The organism is Euzebyella marina (genome assembly GCF_014855515.1).
GTDB classification, from domain to species: Bacteria; Bacteroidota; Bacteroidia; order Flavobacteriales; family Flavobacteriaceae; genus Euzebyella; species Euzebyella marina.
This window is the reverse complement of the sequence record NZ_JACYFK010000005.1, coordinates 216,334-236,681: the sequence shown is the minus strand read 5'-3', so window position 1 is coordinate 236,681 and position 20,348 is coordinate 216,334. Positions and strand designations below refer to the sequence as shown.

Here is a 20,348-nt window from a genome sequence, read left to right as displayed (position 1 = left end):
ATATAGTTACACAACAAAAATTATGCCCTTGAATCGGCCGAAACACTTATCAAACGTTATAGTTCGGTGATTTTAGTAAGTCTTGTGAGAAAGTATTTTTAAAACCTTATTTCTTGAGATTGGCAATACGCTTGCTTAAAGGCGGATGCGAATAATGCATAAATACATATGCCGGGTGCGGGGTAAGGTTGCTCAGGCTGTTTTTCGATAGTTTCTTTAGAGAACTGATCAATGGCAGAGCGGCATATGTAGATTTAGCATAATCATCTGCCTGGTATTCAAACTTTCTGGACAGGTGATTCATAATGAGTCCTGTAATTTCAGAAATCGGACTGTACAAAATGGCAAACCCAATTAATGCTGCATGAAAACTTGGGTTGGTAACACCTATGGCATAAGAAACCTCAGGGTTATTGATAAACAAAGAGAGAATGAATAAGGTAGCCGCCGTTAATACCAGCGAAGCGGTAAGGTTAAAAATGATATGGTTTTTCTTGTAATGCCCTACCTCATGTGCAAGTACGGCTACAATCTCCTCTTCTTCTAAATCGTTGATTAGGGTGTCGTACAAGGTTACTCGCTTCTCCCTTCCGAAACCAGAGAAATAAGCATTGGCCTTGGTTGACCGTTTAGAGCCATCTATAACAAAGATATTTTGCAGCTCAAAACCGACATTTTGCGCAAAACCTTCAATTTTATTTTTTAGGCTGCCTTGTTCCAAGGGCGTTTGTTTGTTGAAAATAGGTACAATCAACTTGCTATAGAACAAGTTCATAAAAATGGTGAAAGTGGCTACAATAGCCCAGGCATAAATCCAGAAATTAGGGCCTGCCAACTCGAAAAATAGAATGATAGAGGCTAAAATACCACCACCAAATAGTGCCAGCATCAACCATCCTTTCAGCTTATCAAAGAAGAAAAGTTTTTTAGATGTTTTATTGAACCCGAAACGTTCTTCGATTATAAAGGTTGAATAATACGAAAATGGCAAGGTAATGAGGTCATTTCCGATCATAATAATGCCGAAGAATAGCAAGGCCATGAAAATGGGCTCTTCTGTAATGCTTCGAACATATTGATCGACCATTTCAAATCCGCCGAAACTAAGAAAACCTAAGGTGAGCAGTAACGAAAAACTAGAAGTGAACAAGCCGAACTTATAATTGGTCTTTTTATAGTCTTGAGATTTCAAATATTCTTTCTCGTCAAAGACATCACCCAAATCATCAGGTATGGGGTCGCTGTAATGACGGGCATTTAGATAGTCTAGCGTAGTCTCAAGAACAAACTGAAACACCAGTATGGCAATAATGACGTAGAATAGTATATTCACTTTCTGATGTTTTGCGGTTTGGTTCTTTTAAGGGGTCAAGACTTTAGAGTTTTGCCTTGACAGATTTTTATAACGACTTTTTAGTCCGTTTCGTTTAAAAACCTCGTTGTCTTTTCGCTTCAAAGATAAGAATACCTGCCGATACAGACACATTCATTGAGTCTATTTCGCCTTGCATGGGTATGATTATGTTTTGACTGGAGTTTTCTAACCATTCTGTCGATAGTCCGGTAGCTTCTGTGCCGACCACGATCGCAGCAGATTTCGTAAAGTCGGCTGTTGAATAGTTGATGGATGCAGTTAAAGCCGCGCAGTAAATATCTATTTTCTTCTGTTTTAAAAAATCGATTATTTCGGTGGTAGACCCCATGGCAATTTGATTGGAAAAAACACAACCCACACTTGAGCGAATAATATTAGGATTATAAATGTCGGTCTTAGGGTTGGCAATGATTACCCCGTCTAAATTGGCTGCGTCGGCAGTTCGTAATAGAGCCCCTATATTTCCTGGTTTTTCAGGGGCTTCGGCTACCAAGATAAGTGGGTTTTCATTCTTTATCGAAAAACCTTCAAGGGTGTGGTTCTTGTGTCTCACTAAAGCGATAATTCCTTCGGTTGTTTCCCGATATGCTATTTTTTTATAGACCTCCTCGCTCACAGAAATAAGGCTAGGTGGGTGCTGAGAAACAGAGGTCAGTTCTTTTAATTCTATTTCACCTAATAGCTCTGGCCGATAGAATAAAGTGTCGATTTGGTAATCAGATTTGAGCGCAAGCTGTATTTCGCGCTTTCCCTCCATTATAAAAAAACCACTTTTTTTTCTTTCCCTAGATTTCTCACGTAGCAGAACTGCCTTTTTCACCAAGGCATTACCAACACTTGTTATTTCTTTATGATTTTGCACGAGGCAAATGTAAATAAAAGCTTGTACGAACGACTATAAGCTATAACCTAAAACTTGCTTATGACCCGTTACTATTCTGTGATTATTATTGTCGTGTTTCTAATTAGTTGTAAAGAAGCACCTTCAAAAACTGCTAAATCGAACGATTTGCCAATTGAAGTTGAAGGAGTAATTCTATCTGAATTTCCTACAGATTTTATTTCAGTACTTGAAGCACATGGTTCTTTAAAAGCATGGAAAAAGCAAAGAACCCTAACGTTTGAGATAGAAAAGGGAGAAATTACCGAAACACATACCATTGATTTAAAAACACGTCAAGATGTTGTTGCTGCCGATAAATTTTCCTTAGGTTTTGATGGAAAAGAGATTTGGCTTGAAGATGAAAACAATGATTATAAGGGTAACGCAGCGGTGTACCATAATTTGATGTTTTATTTTTATGCCATGCCATTTGTGTTTGCCGACCCGGGAATCAACTACGAAGTTGCTGAGCCTTTGTTGTATGAAGGTAAGGAGTACCCAGGTATTCATATAAGTTACGATGATGGGGTAGGGGCCTCTTCAAAAGATGATTACTATTTACATTACGATCCTGAAACTTTCAAGATGAAGTGGTTGGGGTATACGTTCACTTACGGAAGTAATGAAAAATCAAAAGATGTAAAATGGATTCATTATAACGATTGGGTTGAAATTGAGGGGTTGCTGCTTCCTAAGACCATAACCTGGCACGATTATGAAGATAGAACTATAAAAGGGGCAAGAGACCCATTGACTTTTCATAAAATTGGTTTGGCAGAAAGCCCTAAAATACCTACTTTCTACGAAAAGCCTGAAAATGCCAAAGTCGTCTTAAAGCCCTAGTAAATCGCATTTTTTTAAGTAATTTGTACTTTTAAACAAGAATGTATTATGGAGGTACTGTTATTTGGTATTGCCAAAGATATTGTAGGCAGTTCCAGTTACAGATTTAATGATAAAGAACCGAAACCGTTGACGGTTAAAGAGCTTAAGGGTAAAATGCGGCAGGCTTTTCCTGAGCTTGGCAAATTGTCATCTTTGGCTGTGGCAGTCAATAGTGAGTATGCCGAGGACCATACTTCTGTGGTGAGCGGTGATGAAATTGCTTTGATACCTCCTGTAAGTGGCGGCTAATGAATCATATTAAAAAAATAGAAATTGTCGATCAAATAGATGTATCGCAGGTCTATGACGAACTATCGCACGCCAATAGTGGCGGTGTCTGTGTTTTTGTTGGCTCAGTGAGAGAGTTTACCCAAAACGAACAAGTGGTGGCCTTAGAATTTGAGACTTATAAGGCAATGGCCTTGAAAGAAATGGCCAAAATTGCCGATGAAGCTTGTGAAAAGTGGCAATTGAACAAAGTGGTCATACGACATGCCGTTGGAAGAAAAGAAGTTCAAGAGCCGGTAGTGGTCGTTGGGGCTTCATCGGGTCATCGAGATGGTTGTTTTGAAGCCTGTCGATTTTTAATCGATACATTGAAGGATACCGTGCCGATTTGGAAGAAAGAAATCTTCAAGAATAAAGAGGTTTGGGTATCTTCAACCCCGTAATTGGAAACAAAAATATATAGCCAGAATAACTTTATGCTCGTAGACAATCACAATAGAAGAATAAATTATGTAAGACTAGCGGTTACCGACCGTTGTAATCTTCGTTGTAACTACTGTATGCCGGCTGAGGGAATCAACTTTGCCAAGAGCGATAAGTTGTTTACCATAGATGAGTTGGGTAGGTTGAGTGAATTGCTAGTATCTCAAGGTGTCGATAAAATAAGAATTACAGGTGGTGAACCATTTGTGAGGAAAGATTTGATGGTCTTATTTCGAAAATTGGCATCTCTCAAAGGGCTAAACGAGATTTCCGTTACTACCAATGCCACCCTCATTGGTCCTTATATTGATGAACTAAGTGAGTTGGGCATAAAAAACGTGAATGTTAGTATGGATGCCATTAACCGCGAAACATTTGAAAAAATTACCAGGCGTAATCAGTATGATGTTGTCTATGAGAATCTGATACGACTGATTTCAGAAGGTTTCAAGGTGAGAATCAATTTTATTGCTTTAGAAGGACAGAATACCGAGGACATTCTACCGATGTTGGAGCTGACAAAGCATTACGATGTTTCCGTACGTTTTTTAGAAGAAATGCCGTTTAATGGGGGATCCAAGAAGTTTCAAACTATAAAGTGGGACTATAAGACCATTTTGCAGCACATAAAAAATCAATATCCCGATTTTTATAAGCTTGAATCACCCGATACGTCTACATCTATTAATTATAAAATACCTGGTTTCAAAGGTTCGTTCGGTGTTATACCGTCGTTCAGCAGAACCTTTTGTGGTTCTTGCAACAGACTTCGAATATCGGCGACCGGCGATGTCATTACTTGCCTTTACGCAAAGCCGAGCATGAATATTCGCAATATTTTTCGACAAGAAAAATCGGACCAAAAAGTGAAACAAAAAATTCTAGAAGCCATCAGTAATAGGGCAAAAACCGGCTTTGAAGCACAACAGAAGTACCAAGGTATTTTTGAAAATAGTATGACTTCAATAGGGGGCTAATAAAAGTCTTGAAGTTTAATTACAATAAAATTTTAAATGAGTAACCTTTCGCATATCGATGAAGCCGGAAATGCCAGTATGGTCGATGTTTCAGATAAAAAAATAACTTCACGAACGGCAATTGCTTCGGGTAAAGTTTCTTTTCCTAAATCGGTGTTCGAAACATTGGCAGGGCAAGATTTTTTAGGAAAAAAAGGTAGCATCATACAAACAGCGGTAATAGCAGGTATACAGGCCGTAAAAAAAACATCAGAACTCATTCCGTTGTGCCATCAATTAAGTTTGTCAAAAGTGCACATTGAAATCGTGCCATTTGAAAACAGCTCTTTAAAGATTACTTGTACGGTGAAGTGTAACGAGAAGACAGGGGTCGAGATGGAAGCATTGACGGGGGTTTCGGTTAGTGCGCTAACCATTTATGACATGTGTAAGGCACTTTCGCACGACATTGTGATTTCCGATATACAATTGAACGAAAAAACAGGAGGTAAGAGTGATTATAGGTCCTAAGATATATGGTTTGGTATTGGCCGGTGGCAAAAGTACTCGAATGGGTAAGGATAAAGGTTTGATTACCTACCATGGCATGCCACAAAGAGAATATTTATATCATCTTTTAAGTAGGGTCTGCGAGCGCACATATTTGAGCCTTCGTAACGATCAAGTTGGCGATGTCTCTGATGAATTCGATATAATTGTTGATAAAGACGAATTTAAGGGCCCTTTTAACGGTTTGCTTTCGGCCCACGAAGAGAATGAAGAAGTGGCTTGGTTGGTTTTGGCCTGCGATTTACCGTTGATTGATCTTCAGTCGTTACAAGAATTGATTTCCGGCAGAGACCCAAATGAGGTGGCGACGACTTTTGCCCATCATGAAAATCCGCTGCCAGAGCCCATGTGTGCTATATGGGAACCTACTGCCCTTAAGCAAGTGGCATCTTATTTAAATGAAGGAAACGGAACATGCCCAAGAAAATTCTTGATAAGAAAAAATGCCAAACTTATTATTCCTCGAGATGAGAATGTGTTGATGAATGCGAACTCCGAAGAAGATTATAAAGAAGCTTTGGTCAAATTATCTATTGAATGATGGAACGTTACGAGCGGCAGATAAAATTGGCTGAATTCGGAAACGAAGGCCAAGAGAAATTAAAATCTTCAAAAGTTTTGGTCATAGGAGCAGGTGGTTTGGGTGTTCCTGTTCTTACCTACCTTAATGCGATGGGTGTTGGCACGTTAGGAATAGTTGATTCAGATTCCGTTTCTTTAAGCAATCTTCATAGGCAGGTATTATTCGATGAAAGTGATGTAAATAGGCTTAAAGTAATTGTAGCTGCCCAAAAGTTACGTAAACAGAATTCCGATACGAATATTATCGAGCATCTTTCTTTTATCAATCGTGATAATGCTTTAGAGCTTATTTCGGCATATGATTTAATCATAGATGCCAGTGATAATTTTCCAACTAGATATTTGGTTAACGATGCCTGTGTTATACTTGATAAACCATTTATATATGGGGCTCTTCACGGTTTCGAGGGGCAAGTAAGCGTTTTTAACTATTTAAACGGACCCACCTATCGATGCCTTTACCCCAAAATGCCAAAGGCCGATGAGGTGCCTGATTGTAATGAGCACGGAGTACTAGGCATATTGCCTGGTATTATAGGCAGTTTTCAGGCACTTGAGGCTGTAAAAGTGCTTACAGGTATAGGGGAAGTATTGTCCGGTAAATTACTGCTTTTCGATGCGCTTTCCCAAAACACCCAGAAAATTAAATTTAAGTTGAGGGCAGAAAATAAATTGATTTCAGAATTAAAGGGAAGTTATGACTTTGATTGTGAAATCGGTTTACGGGAAATTTCTGGAGAAGATTTTATTATTAAAACCCTTGATAATGATTTACAATTGATTGATGTTAGAACTAAAAAGGAATTTGAGCGTAACCATCTTCAAATGGCCAAAAACGTACCTCTTGGTGAAATTGAAGGCCGCATAAATAAGATTGATTCGAACCGCCCCGTTTATGTTATCTGTCAATCCGGCATACGGAGCAAAAAGGCGATTTCGAAACTTAGCGGAATTCTGCCCAATACAGAATTTATAAACGTTGATGGAGGTATGAATCAAATTCCGCAGCATGCTTCTTAGTACAGAAGAGTTAATACTTATATGTTTAGGTTTTTTTGTGGTGGCCACCCTTTATTCTTCGGTAGGTTTTGGTGGAGGTTCTAGCTATTTGGCCTTATTGACTCTTTTTTTATCCGGCTTTTTTGCCATTCGCTCTATAGCATTGGTCTGTAATTTGGTGGTGGTTTCAGGCAGCACTTATCTTTATTTCAAGAATGGTCATGCTCGGTTGAAAGATTTTCTGCCTTTTATCATAACCAGCGTACCCATGGCCTTTATCGGCGCCTCTTTTAGATTGCAAGAGCATTTGTTTTTTATTCTTTTGGGTAGTTCTTTGGTCGTTTCTGCAGTTTTTCTTGCCGGACAGACATTTAAACAGCTTGGAAAAGATGAGCGTTTGCAAACATATCCTAGTTACATGAGTTATTTGTTAGGAGGGGCGATAGGCCTTCTTTCAGGGCTTGTCGGTATTGGTGGCGGAATCTTTTTAGCTCCTATACTGAATCATTTACGTTGGGATAAATCCATAAAAATAGCCGCTCTAGCAAGCTTTTTTATTCTGGTAAACTCAATATCGGGTCTGGCAGGGCTTGTTCAGGGAGAAATGCTAAATTTGCCGTGGAAGGAAACAATAGCTTTAGTAGTGGCCGTTCTCATTGGAGGTCAATTGGGTATTAGAATCAGTCTTAAACGATTGACCCCAAATGGAATTAAAAGGGTAACGGCATTGCTTGTTTTTGTGGTGGGTATTCGAATATTGATAAAATATCTTCCTCAGTTATTCTGAAAGCATTTTTGAATAGTTGGCACTTCTACTTAAAAGATTGATTTGAGTAATTTTTTGGTATTGAAAACATTATTGCACCCGTCTTATTTTCCTAATATCGCTACTTTTTCGATGATTGTTTCGAGCGAAATTTGTTGGGAAGCAGAAGATAACTATCAAAAGCAAACCTATAGAAATAGAAGCTATATATGTACGGATCAAGGCAAGCATCTGCTTAGCATACCCATTCAGCATGTTGGCGGCAATCAAGGAAGGCAGAAATACAAATTGGTTATTCTAGATGATTCGGAGCAGTGGCAAAGGCAGCATTGGCGAACCTTGCAAACAGCCTACAGAACTTCTCCGTTTTTTGAATTCTACGAAGATGAAATAGCTCCGCTTTTTGAAAAAAGCTATAAATATCTGTACGACTTTAATTTGGAAACTATCCATACCGTATGCGACTGTTTACAAGTTGATTTTCCAGTTGATAAAACGGAATCTTTTATGTTGGAACCCTTAGGCATGGATGATAAGAGGGTTATGGTAAGTGCAAAGAGAAAGGTATCTTATAAAAATGATGAGTATCATCAGGTGTTCGGTGACAGGCATAATTTTATTGAAAATTTAAGTGTGCTGGATTTACTTTTCAATGAAGGAACCAATGCCCTTACTTACCTAAGGCAATTCTATAACCTGAATTTTAATGATTAGGTTTTTGGTTCATTACGGCATTCATTTCTTGGTGCCAATTATCATAGCCATTAGCTTCTTTAGAAGTAATCGACTCAAGGTGGCATTGATACTTTTAGGTGGAATTCTGATTGATATAGATCATTTATTGGCCACTCCCGTGTTTGATGCCAACAGGTGTAGTATCGGCTTTCACCCCCTGCATAGTTATTGGGCTATTGCACTTTACTTGGGTTTGTTGTTTTTTAAGAAAACTAGAATTGTCGGTTTGGCACTTTTAATTCATATCGTCGCCGACATGGCAGATTGTTTGCTAATGTTTCAAACGAAATGAAGCCATAACGGGGAAGTGATCTGAAAACTTATCGTCGTAGTTTTTATGCGATAATATCTCAAAGTGGTCATCTGCAAAAATGAAATCAATTCTTAAAGGGAGGCCCATAAGATTATATGTTCTACCTAACCCTGCACCTTCTTCCAAAAAAGTATCTAACGATTTGCCCTTGAGAACTTGGTACACATTTGAGAATTGAGTGTTGTTCATATCAGTACAAATTATTGTAGGGAAATCGGTTGTGGCTCTATGGCTTTCTATCATCTTGGCTTGGCTAAGTTGCCTATGAAATCGAGTACTCAATTTATCATACAACTGTTCTGGAGTTTTAGATCTTACATTTCCTGTTCCTGGTGTAATACCTAGAGATTGAATGTGAATATTGTAAATTCGAATCGTATCTTTTTTGAAAAGAATGTCCGCATAGGAACCGTTATTAATACTATTTGGGAAATGTATAATTTCAGCCTTTAATATTGGATATTTTGAAAATATTCCTAAGTGAACTTTGTCTCCTGTTGGTATTCTTTTCAAGAAGCTATAGGGGTAATTCATAAAATTTCCATTCATTCTATAGCTAACCTCCTGAAAACTTATTACGTCAGGATTTTCTGCAGCAATAAAATCCTTTAATTTATTATAAATAGTTAACCGGTCCATGTTTTCAAAAGCTTTAAAACCATGGATGTTGTAACTCATAACTTTTAAGTCCGAAATTGTAGAAACTTTGTTGCTTAAATTAATTTTCACAAAAGTTCCTAGTGAGAAGAAACCAATCAATAAAACAAAAAGTGAAATTAAAATTTGCCTTTTTTTCTGTAATAGCCAGTATGACAAAAAAAGAAAATTGATAATGACTAAAAGTGGTACCGTCAAACTTAAAAATGATAGGAATGAGAAGTACTGATCGGTTAAATAAGGTACGGCACAGGCAATAAGAAGCAGGGCGGCAACTATAAGATTTAAAAAATACACCGATTTATTGAACCAAGAAAGCTTCTTCATTATCAACTAATCATCCTTACCGGCCTTGAACAAAAAATCTTTTTCTGCCTTTGATAAACTTTCGTAGCCTGATTGGCTGATTTTATCAAGTATGGCGTCTATTTTCTTTTGCTGGCTTTGCTTGTCATTATTGGCTTTTTGGTTGGTATTGCTAGCTCTGCGATTTTTGTAAACGGTTTTTAGGGGAGATTTTTTCTCTCTTTTCTTGAATAGATTTGCCAGGCCATCCATAAGTTTGGAAAAACCTTCGCCAATGTCCGTTCCCTTATAAAGCTGCCTGGCATACATATAACCTAAAAAGGCACCCCCTGAATGGGCTATTCTTCCACCCACATTACCCCCAAGCGGTATTTGAACTAAGTCCATCAGTACCACGAACAGGCCAACCTGCCATAGTTTTACGTTGAAAAAAATCAATCGTACTTCTTGATTGGGAATATAGGTGCAGACAAATATCAGAACGGCCATAACACCAGCCGAGGCGCCGATAAGAGAGGTGTTGATACCTACCAGTGCGGGAAAGATGTTATAGCTCAAGAGAAATAACAGTCCGCCTAAAATGACTCCTAAAAAGTAAACGTTCAAAAATCTTTTTCCGTCGAAGAGGTTCAATAATATTCTACCGGCCACATACAGAATGTACATATTCCAAAGAATATGAAAAATACCACCATGTAAAAAGGAATAGGTAATAATCGACCAAGGTTGCTTTAAGAAACCAAAGAAATCTTTTGGCAGGGCAAACCAATTTTCGAAAATAGGGCTTACCAACGCAGTAATGAGTCCCATGACGATAAATACCACCACGTTAATGGCGATAAGCTTTTCAGAGACGCTTAACCTTGCATATTGATATCGTAATCCTCCGTTCGTCATATCTTAATTCCAACGATTGTCGTTAAATTGGTTTTTCTTCCAGTACCACATCATTAAAAACCCAAACAGGGCACCACCTATATGAGCAAAATGGGCGATGCCCGTCGCGGTGCCGGTAAAACCAAAAAACAGGTCACCAAGTATGAGAAGAGGAACAAAATATTTTGCCTTGATAGGTATGGGTAAAAATATCAACATCAGTTCTGCCTCACTGAACGTAAAGGCAAAAGCAACTAAAATACCATATATGGCACCTGATGCCCCAACTGCCGGAGTTGTAAATGCACTAATGAAACTATCAACGGTATCGGCTCCGACCACATTCTCCCAAGCCGGGCTATACTTTCCATCCGAGATAATCTCTAGCACTTGGTTTTTGTCAATTCCTGCATCAACCAAAGCTTGAAGTCCGTCATGGAATAGAAAGTAGTTGACACCTGTGTGCAACAAAGCAGCACCTAAACCGGCTGAAAAATAGAAAAACAGAAACTTGTTGCGCCCCCACATTTTTTCCAAGGGCGTTCCAAAAGCCCATAAGGCATACATATTAAAAAGTATGTGCATGAAATTACCATGCATGAACATATGTGTAAAAACCTGCCACCATTTGAAATTAGGGTTCTCAGGATACCACAATGAGAACCATGCGTATAGTTGATCTCCATAAAGCTGGGTAGCTATGAAGAAGAGTACATTTATAATCAGCAGATGTTTTACAGCTTCTGTAAGTCTTCCCATCTAAATAAATTTTTTATCAATGTCATTCTCCGTTATCGTAATGTAAACGGGTTTGTTAAAAGGGCTAACGGTTGCATCGGTACAAGCGAACAAATCGTTCACCAGGGCAATTTGCGATTGGTCATCAAGTACTTCACCGGTCTTTACCGCCAAAGTTTTGGCCAAGGTTTTCGAAAGAATATCACTCTGTGAAAAACTCTCACCATTTACTTCTTGTTGATAATCAGAAATTAGTTGGTCGAGTATCATACCGACCTCACTTTCCGCAACAAGCAAAGGTACCCCTGTTACCGTAATCGATTCGTCTTTTATCTCTTCAAAAATGAAGCCGATAGATAGCAACACATCTTGAATTTCTCTCAACGTGTTGATTTCTGATCTCGAAAATGTTACCGTAAACGGAAAAAGCAGTTGCTGGCTAACGGCTTCTTTTACCGTGCTGTTCTTTAAAAACTTTTCATAGAGTACACGCTGGTGGGCCCTACTTTGGTCAATGACCACCATTCCCGATTTGATACTCGTCACAATATATTTTCTTCTAATTTGAAAAGTAGTGGCAACCGATTCGTTGACCTCTTTTTCCCCTTCAAAAATAGAACCGGTTATGGTATCGGACTCAAAACTTATGCTATTACCAACATCGATGCTTCCCATCTTCGATTCCAGACCGACATAAAGACTTTCCCAACCTTTTGAATTTTGTTTTTGATAGGTGGGTTTGAAAGAGGTTTTCACCGTCTCCTGAAAAGGATTAAAATCAGCATCTACCGTAACATGGGGCTGTATTGCAGATTTATTCTTGAATTCATAAGGGGTCTCTAAATTTTGGTCATGCTCGAAATCAAGAGCGGGTGCCACGTTAAATTGACCAAGGCTATGCTTGATAGTCGACCTTAGAATCGCATACAGGGTATGCTCATCGTCAAATTTAACCTCTGTTTTGGTAGGGTGTATATTAATATCTATTGAACCAGGGTCGACTTCGAGGTATAAAAAATACCCTGGAAAAGTGTCGGCTTTAATGAGACCTTCAAAAGCCGCGACTACGGCATGGTGTAAATAGGGGCTTTTAATAAATCTATTGTTCACAAAAAAGAACTGCTCGCCACGACTTTTTTTTGCGTACTCCGGTTTGGTGATAAACCCACTGATTTTTACTATCGGAGTTTCCTCTTCAACAGGAACCAATTTTTCATTGGTACGGGAGCCGAAAATGTGAACAATTCTCTTTCGATAATTGTCGTCCGGAAGATTAAAAAGCTCGCTGCCATTGCTATAAAAATGAAATGAAACGGACGGGTGTGCCAAAGCGACCCTATGAAATTCATCTGTTATATGGCGTAATTCTACCTGATTCGATTTTAAAAAGTTGCGCCGGGCGGGAATATTAAAAAATAAGTTTTTAACGGCCATTGACGTACCTTTAGGGGTGACCGCCACTTCTTGAAAAACAACCTTACTTCCTTCGATTTTAATATGGGTACCGACCTCGTCTACCTCCGGTTTGGTCTGCATTTCAACATGGGCAATAGCCGCAATAGATGCCAAGGCCTCACCACGAAAGCCTTTGGTATTCAGATTGAAAAGGTCTTCAGCTTTTTGAATTTTTGACGTAGCGTGCCTTTCAAAACTGAGCCTCGCGTCGGTCGCACTCATACCTACCCCGTCATCAACTACTTGAATCAGGGCTTTTCCACCATCCTTAACGATTAATTTAATAATCGTAGCCCCGGCATCTAACGCATTCTCCAGTAGTTCTTTAACAACGGATGCAGGACGCTGTACCACTTCACCCGCAGCTATTTGATTAGCAACATGGTCCGGTAAGAGTTTTATGATATCCGCCATTATTTCGGAAAGAATATAGAAAGGTCAAAATCTAGAATAAACAACACTATGAGAACTAAGATGGCTATGATGATTACCATACGAATCTTAAGGTCTCTGTCTCCCTCGCGGCGCATATCGTCCAATGCGCTTCCGAATTTGCCTTTGAGGCCTCTCGGCGGGTTCAGGGTAGTACGAAATTTATCGAATTTCGGCTCCATTTTAAAAGGATTTCCCTTGCCCTTGTCATCATAATAGCGAGGGGAGTACTCGAACTTCTTGTTTCGCTTTAGTTTCGTGAATTTACTTAGCATTCCCATGTGCTTCAAAGGTACTTAAAATCAAAAAATACGCCCCATTGGCCGCGCCAAAATTTGTTAAAACGAATTTTGAAAAGAAGGTATTGTTCGAATTGAAAAGTTCAAATCAAACTTTCAATCCGAATATTACAAAATCACAGAATAAGAAAAGACTATTTCTTAAGCCCCCAAAGTAGCCATTTTGATTGCGGCAATGGCAGCTTCGGTACCCTTGTTACCATGCTTGCCGCCACTTCTTTCTCGGGCTTGTTGCATGTTGTTATCTGTAAGTACACAGAAAATCACGGGAATATCTAACTGCACGTTCAAATCTTTAATGCCCTGTGCGGTAGCGCTGCAAACAAAATCGAAGTGTTTTGTTTCACCTTGAATAACGCTACCAATTGCAATGATAGCATCTACATTATGGGTGGTTGCCAATTTTTTGCTGCCAAATGTAAGTTCGAAACTACCGGGAACATTCCATCTAGTAATATTCTCTTCCAGGGCGCCACAATCGATTAAAGCCTCCTTTGCACCATCAAAAAGACCTTCGGTAATCTCGGCATTCCATTCAGATACAACTATGCCAAAGCGAAGAGCTTTGGCATTGGGTATGGTGTTCTTATTGTAAACAGAAAGATTTTTATTTTCTGTAGCCATTATTTAGTGCTTTTGGCCATTCCGATGAAGGCGTCTATTGAGCGAGCTTCGTCCGAAGATGCGAACTCTTCTTTTATACGCTCAAAATAGGTCAACGCTTTATCTTTTTGTCCTAAATCTAGTGCAGTGACACCTGCCTTGTATAAAAATTTAGGTGCGGTGAAGCTGTTATTGCTGTGGTTTAATGCTTTCTCGTAGTATTCAAGGGCTTCTCCGGGCTGGCCCAATTGCATGAATGCATCACCAAGACCTCCTTTGGCCAAGGCACCAAGTATATCGTCTTCTCCATTGAACTTTTCTAGATGGGTAATCGCTTCTTGATATTTTTGCATGTTCAAATAAGCCATTCCCGCAGAGTAATTGGCCAAATTGGCCGCCTTCGTTCCGCTATACTCGTCGATAATATCTAAAAAACCATACTTACCTTCGGCACCGTTAAGAGCTAAATTGTACAAAGAATCTTTAGCCGTGGTGCTATTGATAGCTTGGTCAAAATATTGCTGGGGGTAGTACATTTCATTGGTGGCGCTTGCCTCCTTTGGTTTGGATACAAATTGAATGTAGGCCAAATAACCCAATACGCCTACTGCAATAACGCCGATAACGCCCAAGATGTAGTTCTGGTTGCCAGCTACCCACTCTTCAGTTTTTGAAGCACTTTCATCCAAAGTGCTAAACACCTCTGCAGTTGCGCTTTCTTGCTCTTCAACTACTTGTTCCTCAACTTTGTTCTTTGGTTTAAAACCGCGCTTTTTATATGTGGCCATCTTGTTTTTTTATAGGTCGCGCAAAAATAAAGTTTTTATCGAAAAACTAAAGGGTATTTATTCGTTATTTTTGGAGTTTTCAGTATAGAAAGCAGTAAATACGGCAGAAGCTCACATGTTTTTAAAAAAATTATCCCTTATAAATTACAAGAATTTTAGCTCTGCAAATTTTGGGTTCGATGAGAAAATCAATTGTATTGTAGGACCGAACGGAATAGGCAAGACCAATGTATTGGATGCTATTTACCATCTCTCTTTTGGTAAAAGTTATTTTAATCCCGTTTCTACCCAAAACATTCGACATGGCGAAGAATTCTTTGTTATCGATGGCGAATTTGAAAAAAAAGAAAGGGATGAAAAAGTAGTCTGCAGCCTAAAAAAGGGAGTCAAAAAAATAATCAAGCGAAATGGCAAGGCCTATGACCGTTTGGCCGATCATATCGGGCTCTTACCATTGGTGATTATATCTCCAGCCGACCGAGACCTGATTATTGAAGGTAGTGATACCCGAAGAAAGTTTATTGACGGTGTAATATCGCAATCCGATAAAGGTTACCTTCAAAACCTCTTAAAGTATAATAAGGTACTGGCCCAGCGTAATTCCCTTTTAAAATACTTTGCGGCTAATAGAACTTTTGATTCAACGACCCTTTCGGTCTATAATGAACAATTGCATGATTACGGTACTAAGATCCATCTAACAAGAGTTCATTTTCTAGAGTCTTTTATACCTATTTTTCAAGAGCAACACCAGGTCATCACCGGGGGTAATGAAGAAGTGTCGTTGGTCTATGAAAGTAAGTTGTTGAAAAAGGGCCTAATTGACCTTTTAGAACGAAATATAGAAAAGGATAGGGCCCTACAGTATACTTCTGTGGGCATTCATAAAGACGACCTCAGTTTTGAGATTCATCAGCATCCTATCAAAAAATTTGGAAGTCAGGGCCAGCAGAAATCTTACTTAATAGCATTAAAGTTTGCCCAATTTCAATTTATTAAAACCCAGTCTAACACAACTCCCATTTTGTTGTTGGATGATATATTTGATAAATTGGATGAGCATCGGGTTGCCCATATAGTCAATTTGGTGAACGATGAGAATTTCGGGCAAATCTTTATTAGCGATACACATGCCGATAGAACGGAAGAAATTGTAAAGCGTATTCATCAATCTTATAAGATTATTAAAATCGATTCCAATCAAAATTCCACTTACGAAAATGAAGAATTGTAAAGGTTTATGGGCCGTTGTATTCGTTTTGTGTCTATCGGCCTGCTCCAATTCGATTAGCGAAGATGATTTAGAGAAACTGAACGGATATTGGGAGATTAGGGAGGTTCAAACACCAGATGGCACTGTAAAACAATACAATGTAAATACCACTGTCGATTATTTTGAGATAAAAGAATTAGAGGGATTTAGAAAAAAGATGCAACCTAAATTCGATGGTACCTACGAAACGTCCGATGATGCCGAAAAGTTTCTGATAGTTGAGGAAGATGGAATGTTTTGGTTACATTATAAGTCAGGACTCAGCGAATGGAAAGAAAAAATTATAGAACTTAAAAAAGCTACTTTTTCGGTGGAAAATGAAGAGGGCATTCAATATGAATATAGTAGATTTGAACCTATTTCAATTATTGAATAATGGCTAAAAGAAAGAATGATAACTTGAGTATGGGCGAGGCTCTTGGCGAATTTATTCGTGAGAATCGGCTACAAGGGGGAATGGATAAAGTAGAGGTAAGAGATGCCTGGAAAAATTTAATGGGAAATGGCGTTAACAACTATACTACGGCTATAGAGTTGAGGGGCGACACGCTATATGTAGCCTTGTCTTCTTCGGTTTTAAGGGAAGAATTAAGCTTGGGCAAATCAAAAATTATAACCATGCTCAATGAAGAATTGGGCCGGGCGTTGGTGAAGAAATTGATATTAAGATAAAAGGCCCTTATTCAATATAGAACAAAGGCCTTTTTAAAATTATTCTGGATTTTCTTAATAAATCTCCCGACCTGAAAAGTGAAAAGCACCTTCAATAGCGGCATTTTCATCACTGTCTGAACCGTGAACCGCATTTTCTGCGATGTCGGTAGCGAACATTTTTCTAATGGTACCTTCGGCAGCATCAGCTGGGTTGGTTGCACCTATTAAGGCCCTAAAATCTTCTACCGCATTGTCTTTTTCCAAAATGGCAGAAACAATAGGTCCGCGGGTCATAAAGGTTACCAACTCACCAAAAAACGGACGCTCTTTGTGAATCGCATAGAATTCCTCGGCATCCCTTTTGCTTAACTGGGTATATTTCATTGCGACAATCTTGAAGCCCGCTGAAGTGATTTTTTCTAAAATAGCTCCGATATGCCCTTTCTCAACGGCATCTGGCTTAATCATCGTAAATGTTCTGTTTGTTGTCATTTCAAAAATTTTGTGCAAAAATAAGCTTTATTGGGCAATAGGCAATATTAAATGAACGCTACGTCTAATGACTTAAACTGATAGTTTTAAGAATGTTGGTTCATCTAGTCCTTATTCAATCAGGTATAATTATTTACAGTATTGCTTGGTTCAACTATCCATCAACCCTTAGTAGTTTATAGGTATCACCTAGATGATGTTTACCGTAATGGTATTATATTGTATCTTTGCGCGCATGAATTCAGAGACCATCAACGCGGTAAAAGAACTACTCTCCCGACCGCAGAAAATTGTTATCGTACCACACAAGAATCCTGATGGCGATGCCATAGGTTCTGCGTTGGCACTTTGGCATTACCTGACAGGAATAGGTCAAGAGACTTCCGTTATCGTACCCAATGATTATCCTAAATTCTTAAAATGGATGCCCGGATGCGGCTCTATCATCAACTTTGAAAGGGAAAATACCCAGGCAAAAGAAAAAATTGACGGTTCGACCCTCATTTTTACTTTAGACTTTAATCACTTAGGAAGAATTGGCCAGATGGAAAAACCATTGCAGGAAAAAGTAGGTCAAATTCCCTTTGTGATGATTGATCATCATCAAGCTCCTTCAGATTACGCTGAGGTCATGTATTCAGATGTGAATATGAGCTCTACTTGTCAGATGGTTTATAATTTTATTGAAAGCATTGATACCGTAGATAAAGTCACTCCCGAAATTGCCAATTGCCTGTATACTGGTATAATGACAGATACCGGATCATTTAAATTCCGTTCCACAAACGGAAGAACACACCGCATTGTGGCCGACTTGATCGATAGAGGTGCAGAAAATACTGAAATACATCATCGGGTATTTGACACCAACACCCCCGAAAGACTACGTTTATTGGGTTGCGCCCTAAATAATTTGGTCATTCTGAAGGAATACCGAACCGCATACATTACACTAAGTCAGCAAGAATTAGATGCCCACAATTTTCAAAAGGGTGATACTGAGGGCTTCGTAAACTATGGTTTGACGCTTGAAGACGTTATTTTCGCTGTTATTTTTATAGAAAACAAAGAAGAAGGTATCATCAAGATTTCGCTGCGATCAATCGGTGATTTTTCGGTCAATGAATTCGCCCGAAACCATTTTGATGGTGGCGGGCATAACAATGCGGCCGGAGGTAGAAGCGAGTTATCACTTGAAGATACCGCAACCCATTTTGAATCGTTGTTGAAGAATTATCAAGCTCAACTCAGACCATGAAAAACTGTATTTTACTTCTCATAACAGCTATTTTTTTTGTCAATTGTGGAGGTCCTGAACCTAGAAGACCAGTGAAGGTTACTTCGGGAAGCTTTTTCAAAGAGTCGGTAGAGCGAAATAAAGTACTCTTGGCGCAAGAAGAAAAAGCCATGCAAAAATTGATAGAAAGAGATAGCGCCAATGAATATGTTCATAGTTCTACAGGTTCATGGTATTACTACGAAACCAGAAATGAACAGTACGAATATACACCCCAACCTGATGATTTGGTTTCCTTGACCTATGCTTTAATGACTTTTGAAGGAGATACCATCTATTCGCAAGATGAAATAGGTGTATTTCAATATAAGGTAGATAAACAAGAATTGTTTCCCGGTCTTCGCAATAGCGTTAAACTATTAAAAGAAGGTGAGACCGCCGTATTTCTTTTTCCTTCTTCCTTAGGTTTTGGTTATCATGGAGATAATAATAAAATAGGGGTCAACGTTCCCCTAAAGGCAAGAGTAACTTTGCTGAAAATTGAAGAACAACATGAAAATGTTGATGAAATAGAATCAGAATAGAAAACCCAAATTATTTAATAATGAAAAGAGCTTATTTATTTCTTTTGATGCTAGGTGTACTACTGGCCGGTTGTAAAAGTCAGTATGCCGAATTGGGCGATGGACTTTTCGCCGATATTCAAACAACGAAAGGTGATATAATCGTTAAGTTAGAATATGAAAAGACACCGGTGACGGTAGCTAATTTTGTTTCATTGGCAGAGGGTAAAAATCCTTTTGTCGCCGATAGCTTAAAGGATAAAAAATACTACGATGGGGTTATTTTTCATAGGGTCATTAAAGATTTTATGATCCAGGGTGGAGACCCTACAGCCTCCGGTAGAGGTAACCCAGGCTACAAGTTTAAAGATGAATTTAACGATAGTTTGGTTCATGATAGAAAAGGAATTCTTTCGATGGCCAACTCGGGGCCAAAAACCAATGGCAGCCAGTTTTTCATCACCCATAAACCGACACCATTTTTGAACGGTAAGCACACCGTTTTTGGCGAAGTAGTGGAGGGTATGGATGTAGTTGATTCTATTGCAAACGTAAAGACCTCTCAAAACCCTGCAACCAAAGATCGCCCAGAGATTGATGTGGTCATGAACAAGGTTGAAATAGTTCGAAACGGAAAAGAAGCCAAAAAGTTCGATGCCGTTCAGGTAATGAATGATTATTTCGCCGAAGAGGAAGCCCGAATTGCCGCCTTTGAAAAGATGAAAAGCGATTTTACTGCTTCTTTGCCAACTAAAAAACAAGAGGCCGAAGAATTGCCATCAGGCCTTAAGTTGAAGAGGTTAAAAGAGGGTGAGGGTCCTAAACCAAAAACCGGTGACCAAGTATTGGTTTATTATGCAGGCTATTTAGAAGACGGTACATTGTTCGATAGCAATTATGAAGATGTAGCGGTCAAATACAATAAATTTGACGAGCGTAGGAAGATGGGTGGCGGTTATGAGCCTCTACCAATGGATTATAGTCCGGATGCTCGTTTAATTGCTGGCTTTAAAGAAGGTTTATTGAATATGAAGGTAGGAGATAAGGTAAGAATTTATATACCCTCGCATTTAGGTTACGGGCCTCAAGGTACGGGACCTATTCCGCCGAATGCCGATTTGGTTTTTGATTTGGAAATCGCAGGGATAGCAGAGTAATTCTAGGATAATCAAGAAAAGAAAAACCTTGCAAAAGCGAGGT

Annotated in this window: 26 protein-coding genes; 16 read left to right on the top strand and 10 right to left on the bottom strand. The window is 38.9% G+C overall.

What is annotated here, in order from left to right:
• Window positions 1–106 precede the first annotated feature (106 nt).
• Window positions 107–1,333, bottom strand: coding sequence for a M48 family metallopeptidase (locus tag IL356_RS18270; protein WP_121849535.1), 1,227 nt, complete (start codon window positions 1,331–1,333; stop codon window positions 107–109).
• Window positions 1,334–1,427: 94 nt separating this feature from the next.
• Window positions 1,428–2,237 (bottom strand): TrmH family RNA methyltransferase, encoded by an 810-nt coding sequence (locus IL356_RS18265; protein WP_121849534.1) that lies wholly within the window; start codon window positions 2,235–2,237, stop codon window positions 1,428–1,430.
• Window positions 2,238–2,297: 60 nt separating this feature from the next.
• Here IL356_RS18265 and IL356_RS18260 point away from each other — a divergent pair, with 60 nt between their 5' ends.
• From IL356_RS18260 to IL356_RS18215, 10 genes are read left to right on the top strand one after another with little or no spacing between them, the layout of a single operon-like run.
• The gene (locus IL356_RS18260) at window positions 2,298–3,101 is read left to right on the top strand and encodes a DUF6503 family protein (RefSeq protein WP_121849533.1); all 804 of its coding nucleotides are present in this window, start codon (window positions 2,298–2,300) and stop codon (window positions 3,099–3,101) included.
• Window positions 3,102–3,149: 48 nt separating this feature from the next.
• Window positions 3,150–3,392, top strand: a complete 243-nt coding sequence (locus IL356_RS18255; RefSeq protein ID WP_121849532.1) for a MoaD/ThiS family protein — start codon at window positions 3,150–3,152, stop codon at window positions 3,390–3,392.
• The gene (locus IL356_RS18250) at window positions 3,392–3,814 is read left to right on the top strand and encodes a molybdenum cofactor biosynthesis protein MoaE (protein ID WP_121849531.1); all 423 of its coding nucleotides are present in this window, start codon (window positions 3,392–3,394) and stop codon (window positions 3,812–3,814) included. The genes IL356_RS18255 and IL356_RS18250 overlap by 1 nt, the downstream gene beginning before the upstream one ends.
• A 33-nt stretch (window positions 3,815–3,847) precedes the next feature.
• Window positions 3,848–4,831, top strand: coding sequence for a GTP 3',8-cyclase MoaA (moaA, locus tag IL356_RS18245; RefSeq protein ID WP_121849530.1), 984 nt, complete (start codon window positions 3,848–3,850; stop codon window positions 4,829–4,831).
• Window positions 4,832–4,867: 36 nt separating this feature from the next.
• A complete protein-coding gene (gene moaC / locus IL356_RS18240; protein ID WP_121849529.1) occupies window positions 4,868–5,341 on the top strand; it encodes a cyclic pyranopterin monophosphate synthase MoaC in 474 nt (157 codons plus the stop codon).
• Window positions 5,325–5,921, top strand: a complete 597-nt coding sequence (mobA, locus tag IL356_RS18235) for a molybdenum cofactor guanylyltransferase (RefSeq protein ID WP_317125478.1) — start codon at window positions 5,325–5,327, stop codon at window positions 5,919–5,921. The genes moaC and mobA overlap by 17 nt, the downstream gene beginning before the upstream one ends.
• Complete coding sequence (locus IL356_RS18230; RefSeq protein ID WP_317125477.1) at window positions 5,918–6,982, top strand: HesA/MoeB/ThiF family protein; 1,065 nt, start codon at window positions 5,918–5,920, stop codon at window positions 6,980–6,982. The genes mobA and IL356_RS18230 overlap by 4 nt, the downstream gene beginning before the upstream one ends.
• Window positions 6,972–7,748, top strand: coding sequence for a sulfite exporter TauE/SafE family protein (locus IL356_RS18225; RefSeq protein ID WP_121849527.1), 777 nt, complete (start codon window positions 6,972–6,974; stop codon window positions 7,746–7,748). The genes IL356_RS18230 and IL356_RS18225 overlap by 11 nt, the downstream gene beginning before the upstream one ends.
• Window positions 7,749–7,790: 42 nt before the next feature.
• Window positions 7,791–8,441, top strand: a complete 651-nt coding sequence (locus IL356_RS18220; protein ID WP_262892099.1) for a WbqC family protein — start codon at window positions 7,791–7,793, stop codon at window positions 8,439–8,441.
• Entirely contained in the window at window positions 8,434–8,754 is a 321-nt protein-coding gene (locus tag IL356_RS18215; protein WP_121849526.1) for a DUF6122 family protein, read from the top strand. Before IL356_RS18220 ends, IL356_RS18215 begins: the two co-directional genes overlap by 8 nt.
• Here the strand turns inward: IL356_RS18215 and IL356_RS18210 are convergent.
• From IL356_RS18210 to IL356_RS18180, 7 genes are all read right to left on the bottom strand, one after another.
• Window positions 8,734–9,759, bottom strand: coding sequence for an endonuclease/exonuclease/phosphatase family protein (locus tag IL356_RS18210; protein ID WP_121849525.1), 1,026 nt, complete (start codon window positions 9,757–9,759; stop codon window positions 8,734–8,736). The two genes, IL356_RS18215 and IL356_RS18210, sit on opposite strands and share 21 nt — an antisense overlap.
• Window positions 9,760–9,765: 6 nt before the next feature.
• Window positions 9,766–10,635 carry a rhomboid family intramembrane serine protease gene (locus IL356_RS18205; RefSeq protein WP_121849524.1) on the bottom strand — a complete coding sequence of 290 codons (870 nt, stop codon included), beginning with the start codon at window positions 10,633–10,635 and terminating at the stop codon, window positions 9,766–9,768.
• A gap of 3 nt (window positions 10,636–10,638) precedes the next feature.
• Window positions 10,639–11,373, bottom strand: a complete 735-nt coding sequence (locus IL356_RS18200) for a rhomboid family intramembrane serine protease (protein ID WP_121849523.1) — start codon at window positions 11,371–11,373, stop codon at window positions 10,639–10,641.
• Window positions 11,374–13,221 (bottom strand): DNA mismatch repair endonuclease MutL, encoded by a 1,848-nt coding sequence (gene mutL, locus IL356_RS18195; RefSeq protein WP_121849522.1) that lies wholly within the window; start codon window positions 13,219–13,221, stop codon window positions 11,374–11,376. It lies immediately after the preceding gene.
• Window positions 13,221–13,514, bottom strand: coding sequence for a riboflavin synthase subunit beta (locus IL356_RS18190; RefSeq protein WP_317125476.1), 294 nt, complete (start codon window positions 13,512–13,514; stop codon window positions 13,221–13,223). The genes mutL and IL356_RS18190 overlap by 1 nt, the downstream gene beginning before the upstream one ends.
• A 165-nt stretch (window positions 13,515–13,679) precedes the next feature.
• The gene (gene ribH / locus IL356_RS18185) at window positions 13,680–14,162 is read right to left on the bottom strand and encodes a 6,7-dimethyl-8-ribityllumazine synthase (RefSeq protein WP_121849520.1); all 483 of its coding nucleotides are present in this window, start codon (window positions 14,160–14,162) and stop codon (window positions 13,680–13,682) included.
• The gene (locus IL356_RS18180; RefSeq protein ID WP_121849519.1) at window positions 14,162–14,929 is read right to left on the bottom strand and encodes a tetratricopeptide repeat protein; all 768 of its coding nucleotides are present in this window, start codon (window positions 14,927–14,929) and stop codon (window positions 14,162–14,164) included. The genes ribH and IL356_RS18180 overlap by 1 nt, the downstream gene beginning before the upstream one ends.
• 115 nt (window positions 14,930–15,044) lie before the next feature.
• Here IL356_RS18180 and recF point away from each other — a divergent pair, with 115 nt between their 5' ends.
• The 3 genes from recF to IL356_RS18165 are packed head-to-tail and all read left to right on the top strand — an operon-like array spanning window position 15,045 to window position 16,874.
• Complete coding sequence (gene recF, locus IL356_RS18175; protein WP_121849518.1) at window positions 15,045–16,163, top strand: DNA replication/repair protein RecF; 1,119 nt, start codon at window positions 15,045–15,047, stop codon at window positions 16,161–16,163.
• Window positions 16,150–16,578, top strand: a complete 429-nt coding sequence (locus tag IL356_RS18170) for a hypothetical protein (protein WP_121849517.1) — start codon at window positions 16,150–16,152, stop codon at window positions 16,576–16,578. Before recF ends, IL356_RS18170 begins: the two co-directional genes overlap by 14 nt.
• A complete protein-coding gene (locus IL356_RS18165) occupies window positions 16,578–16,874 on the top strand; it encodes a DUF721 domain-containing protein (protein ID WP_121849516.1) in 297 nt (98 codons plus the stop codon). The genes IL356_RS18170 and IL356_RS18165 overlap by 1 nt, the downstream gene beginning before the upstream one ends.
• Window positions 16,875–16,928: 54 nt before the next feature.
• Here the strand turns inward: IL356_RS18165 and IL356_RS18160 are convergent, their stop codons facing one another.
• Window positions 16,929–17,348 (bottom strand): nucleoside-diphosphate kinase, encoded by a 420-nt coding sequence (locus IL356_RS18160; protein ID WP_121849515.1) that lies wholly within the window; start codon window positions 17,346–17,348, stop codon window positions 16,929–16,931.
• 235 nt (window positions 17,349–17,583) lie between these two features.
• On the opposite strand from IL356_RS18160, the gene IL356_RS18155 reads away from it, so the two are divergent.
• Genes IL356_RS18155 through IL356_RS18145 form a run of 3 tightly spaced genes read left to right on the top strand, consistent with a single transcriptional unit; the run spans window position 17,584 to window position 20,305 of the window.
• Complete coding sequence (locus IL356_RS18155) at window positions 17,584–18,606, top strand: DHH family phosphoesterase (protein ID WP_121849514.1); 1,023 nt, start codon at window positions 17,584–17,586, stop codon at window positions 18,604–18,606.
• A complete protein-coding gene (gene gldI / locus IL356_RS18150; protein ID WP_121849513.1) occupies window positions 18,603–19,169 on the top strand; it encodes a gliding motility-associated peptidyl-prolyl isomerase GldI in 567 nt (188 codons plus the stop codon). The genes IL356_RS18155 and gldI overlap by 4 nt, the downstream gene beginning before the upstream one ends.
• A gap of 20 nt (window positions 19,170–19,189) precedes the next feature.
• The gene (locus IL356_RS18145; RefSeq protein WP_121849512.1) at window positions 19,190–20,305 is read left to right on the top strand and encodes a peptidylprolyl isomerase; all 1,116 of its coding nucleotides are present in this window, start codon (window positions 19,190–19,192) and stop codon (window positions 20,303–20,305) included.
• Window positions 20,306–20,348: the final 43 nt, after the last annotated feature.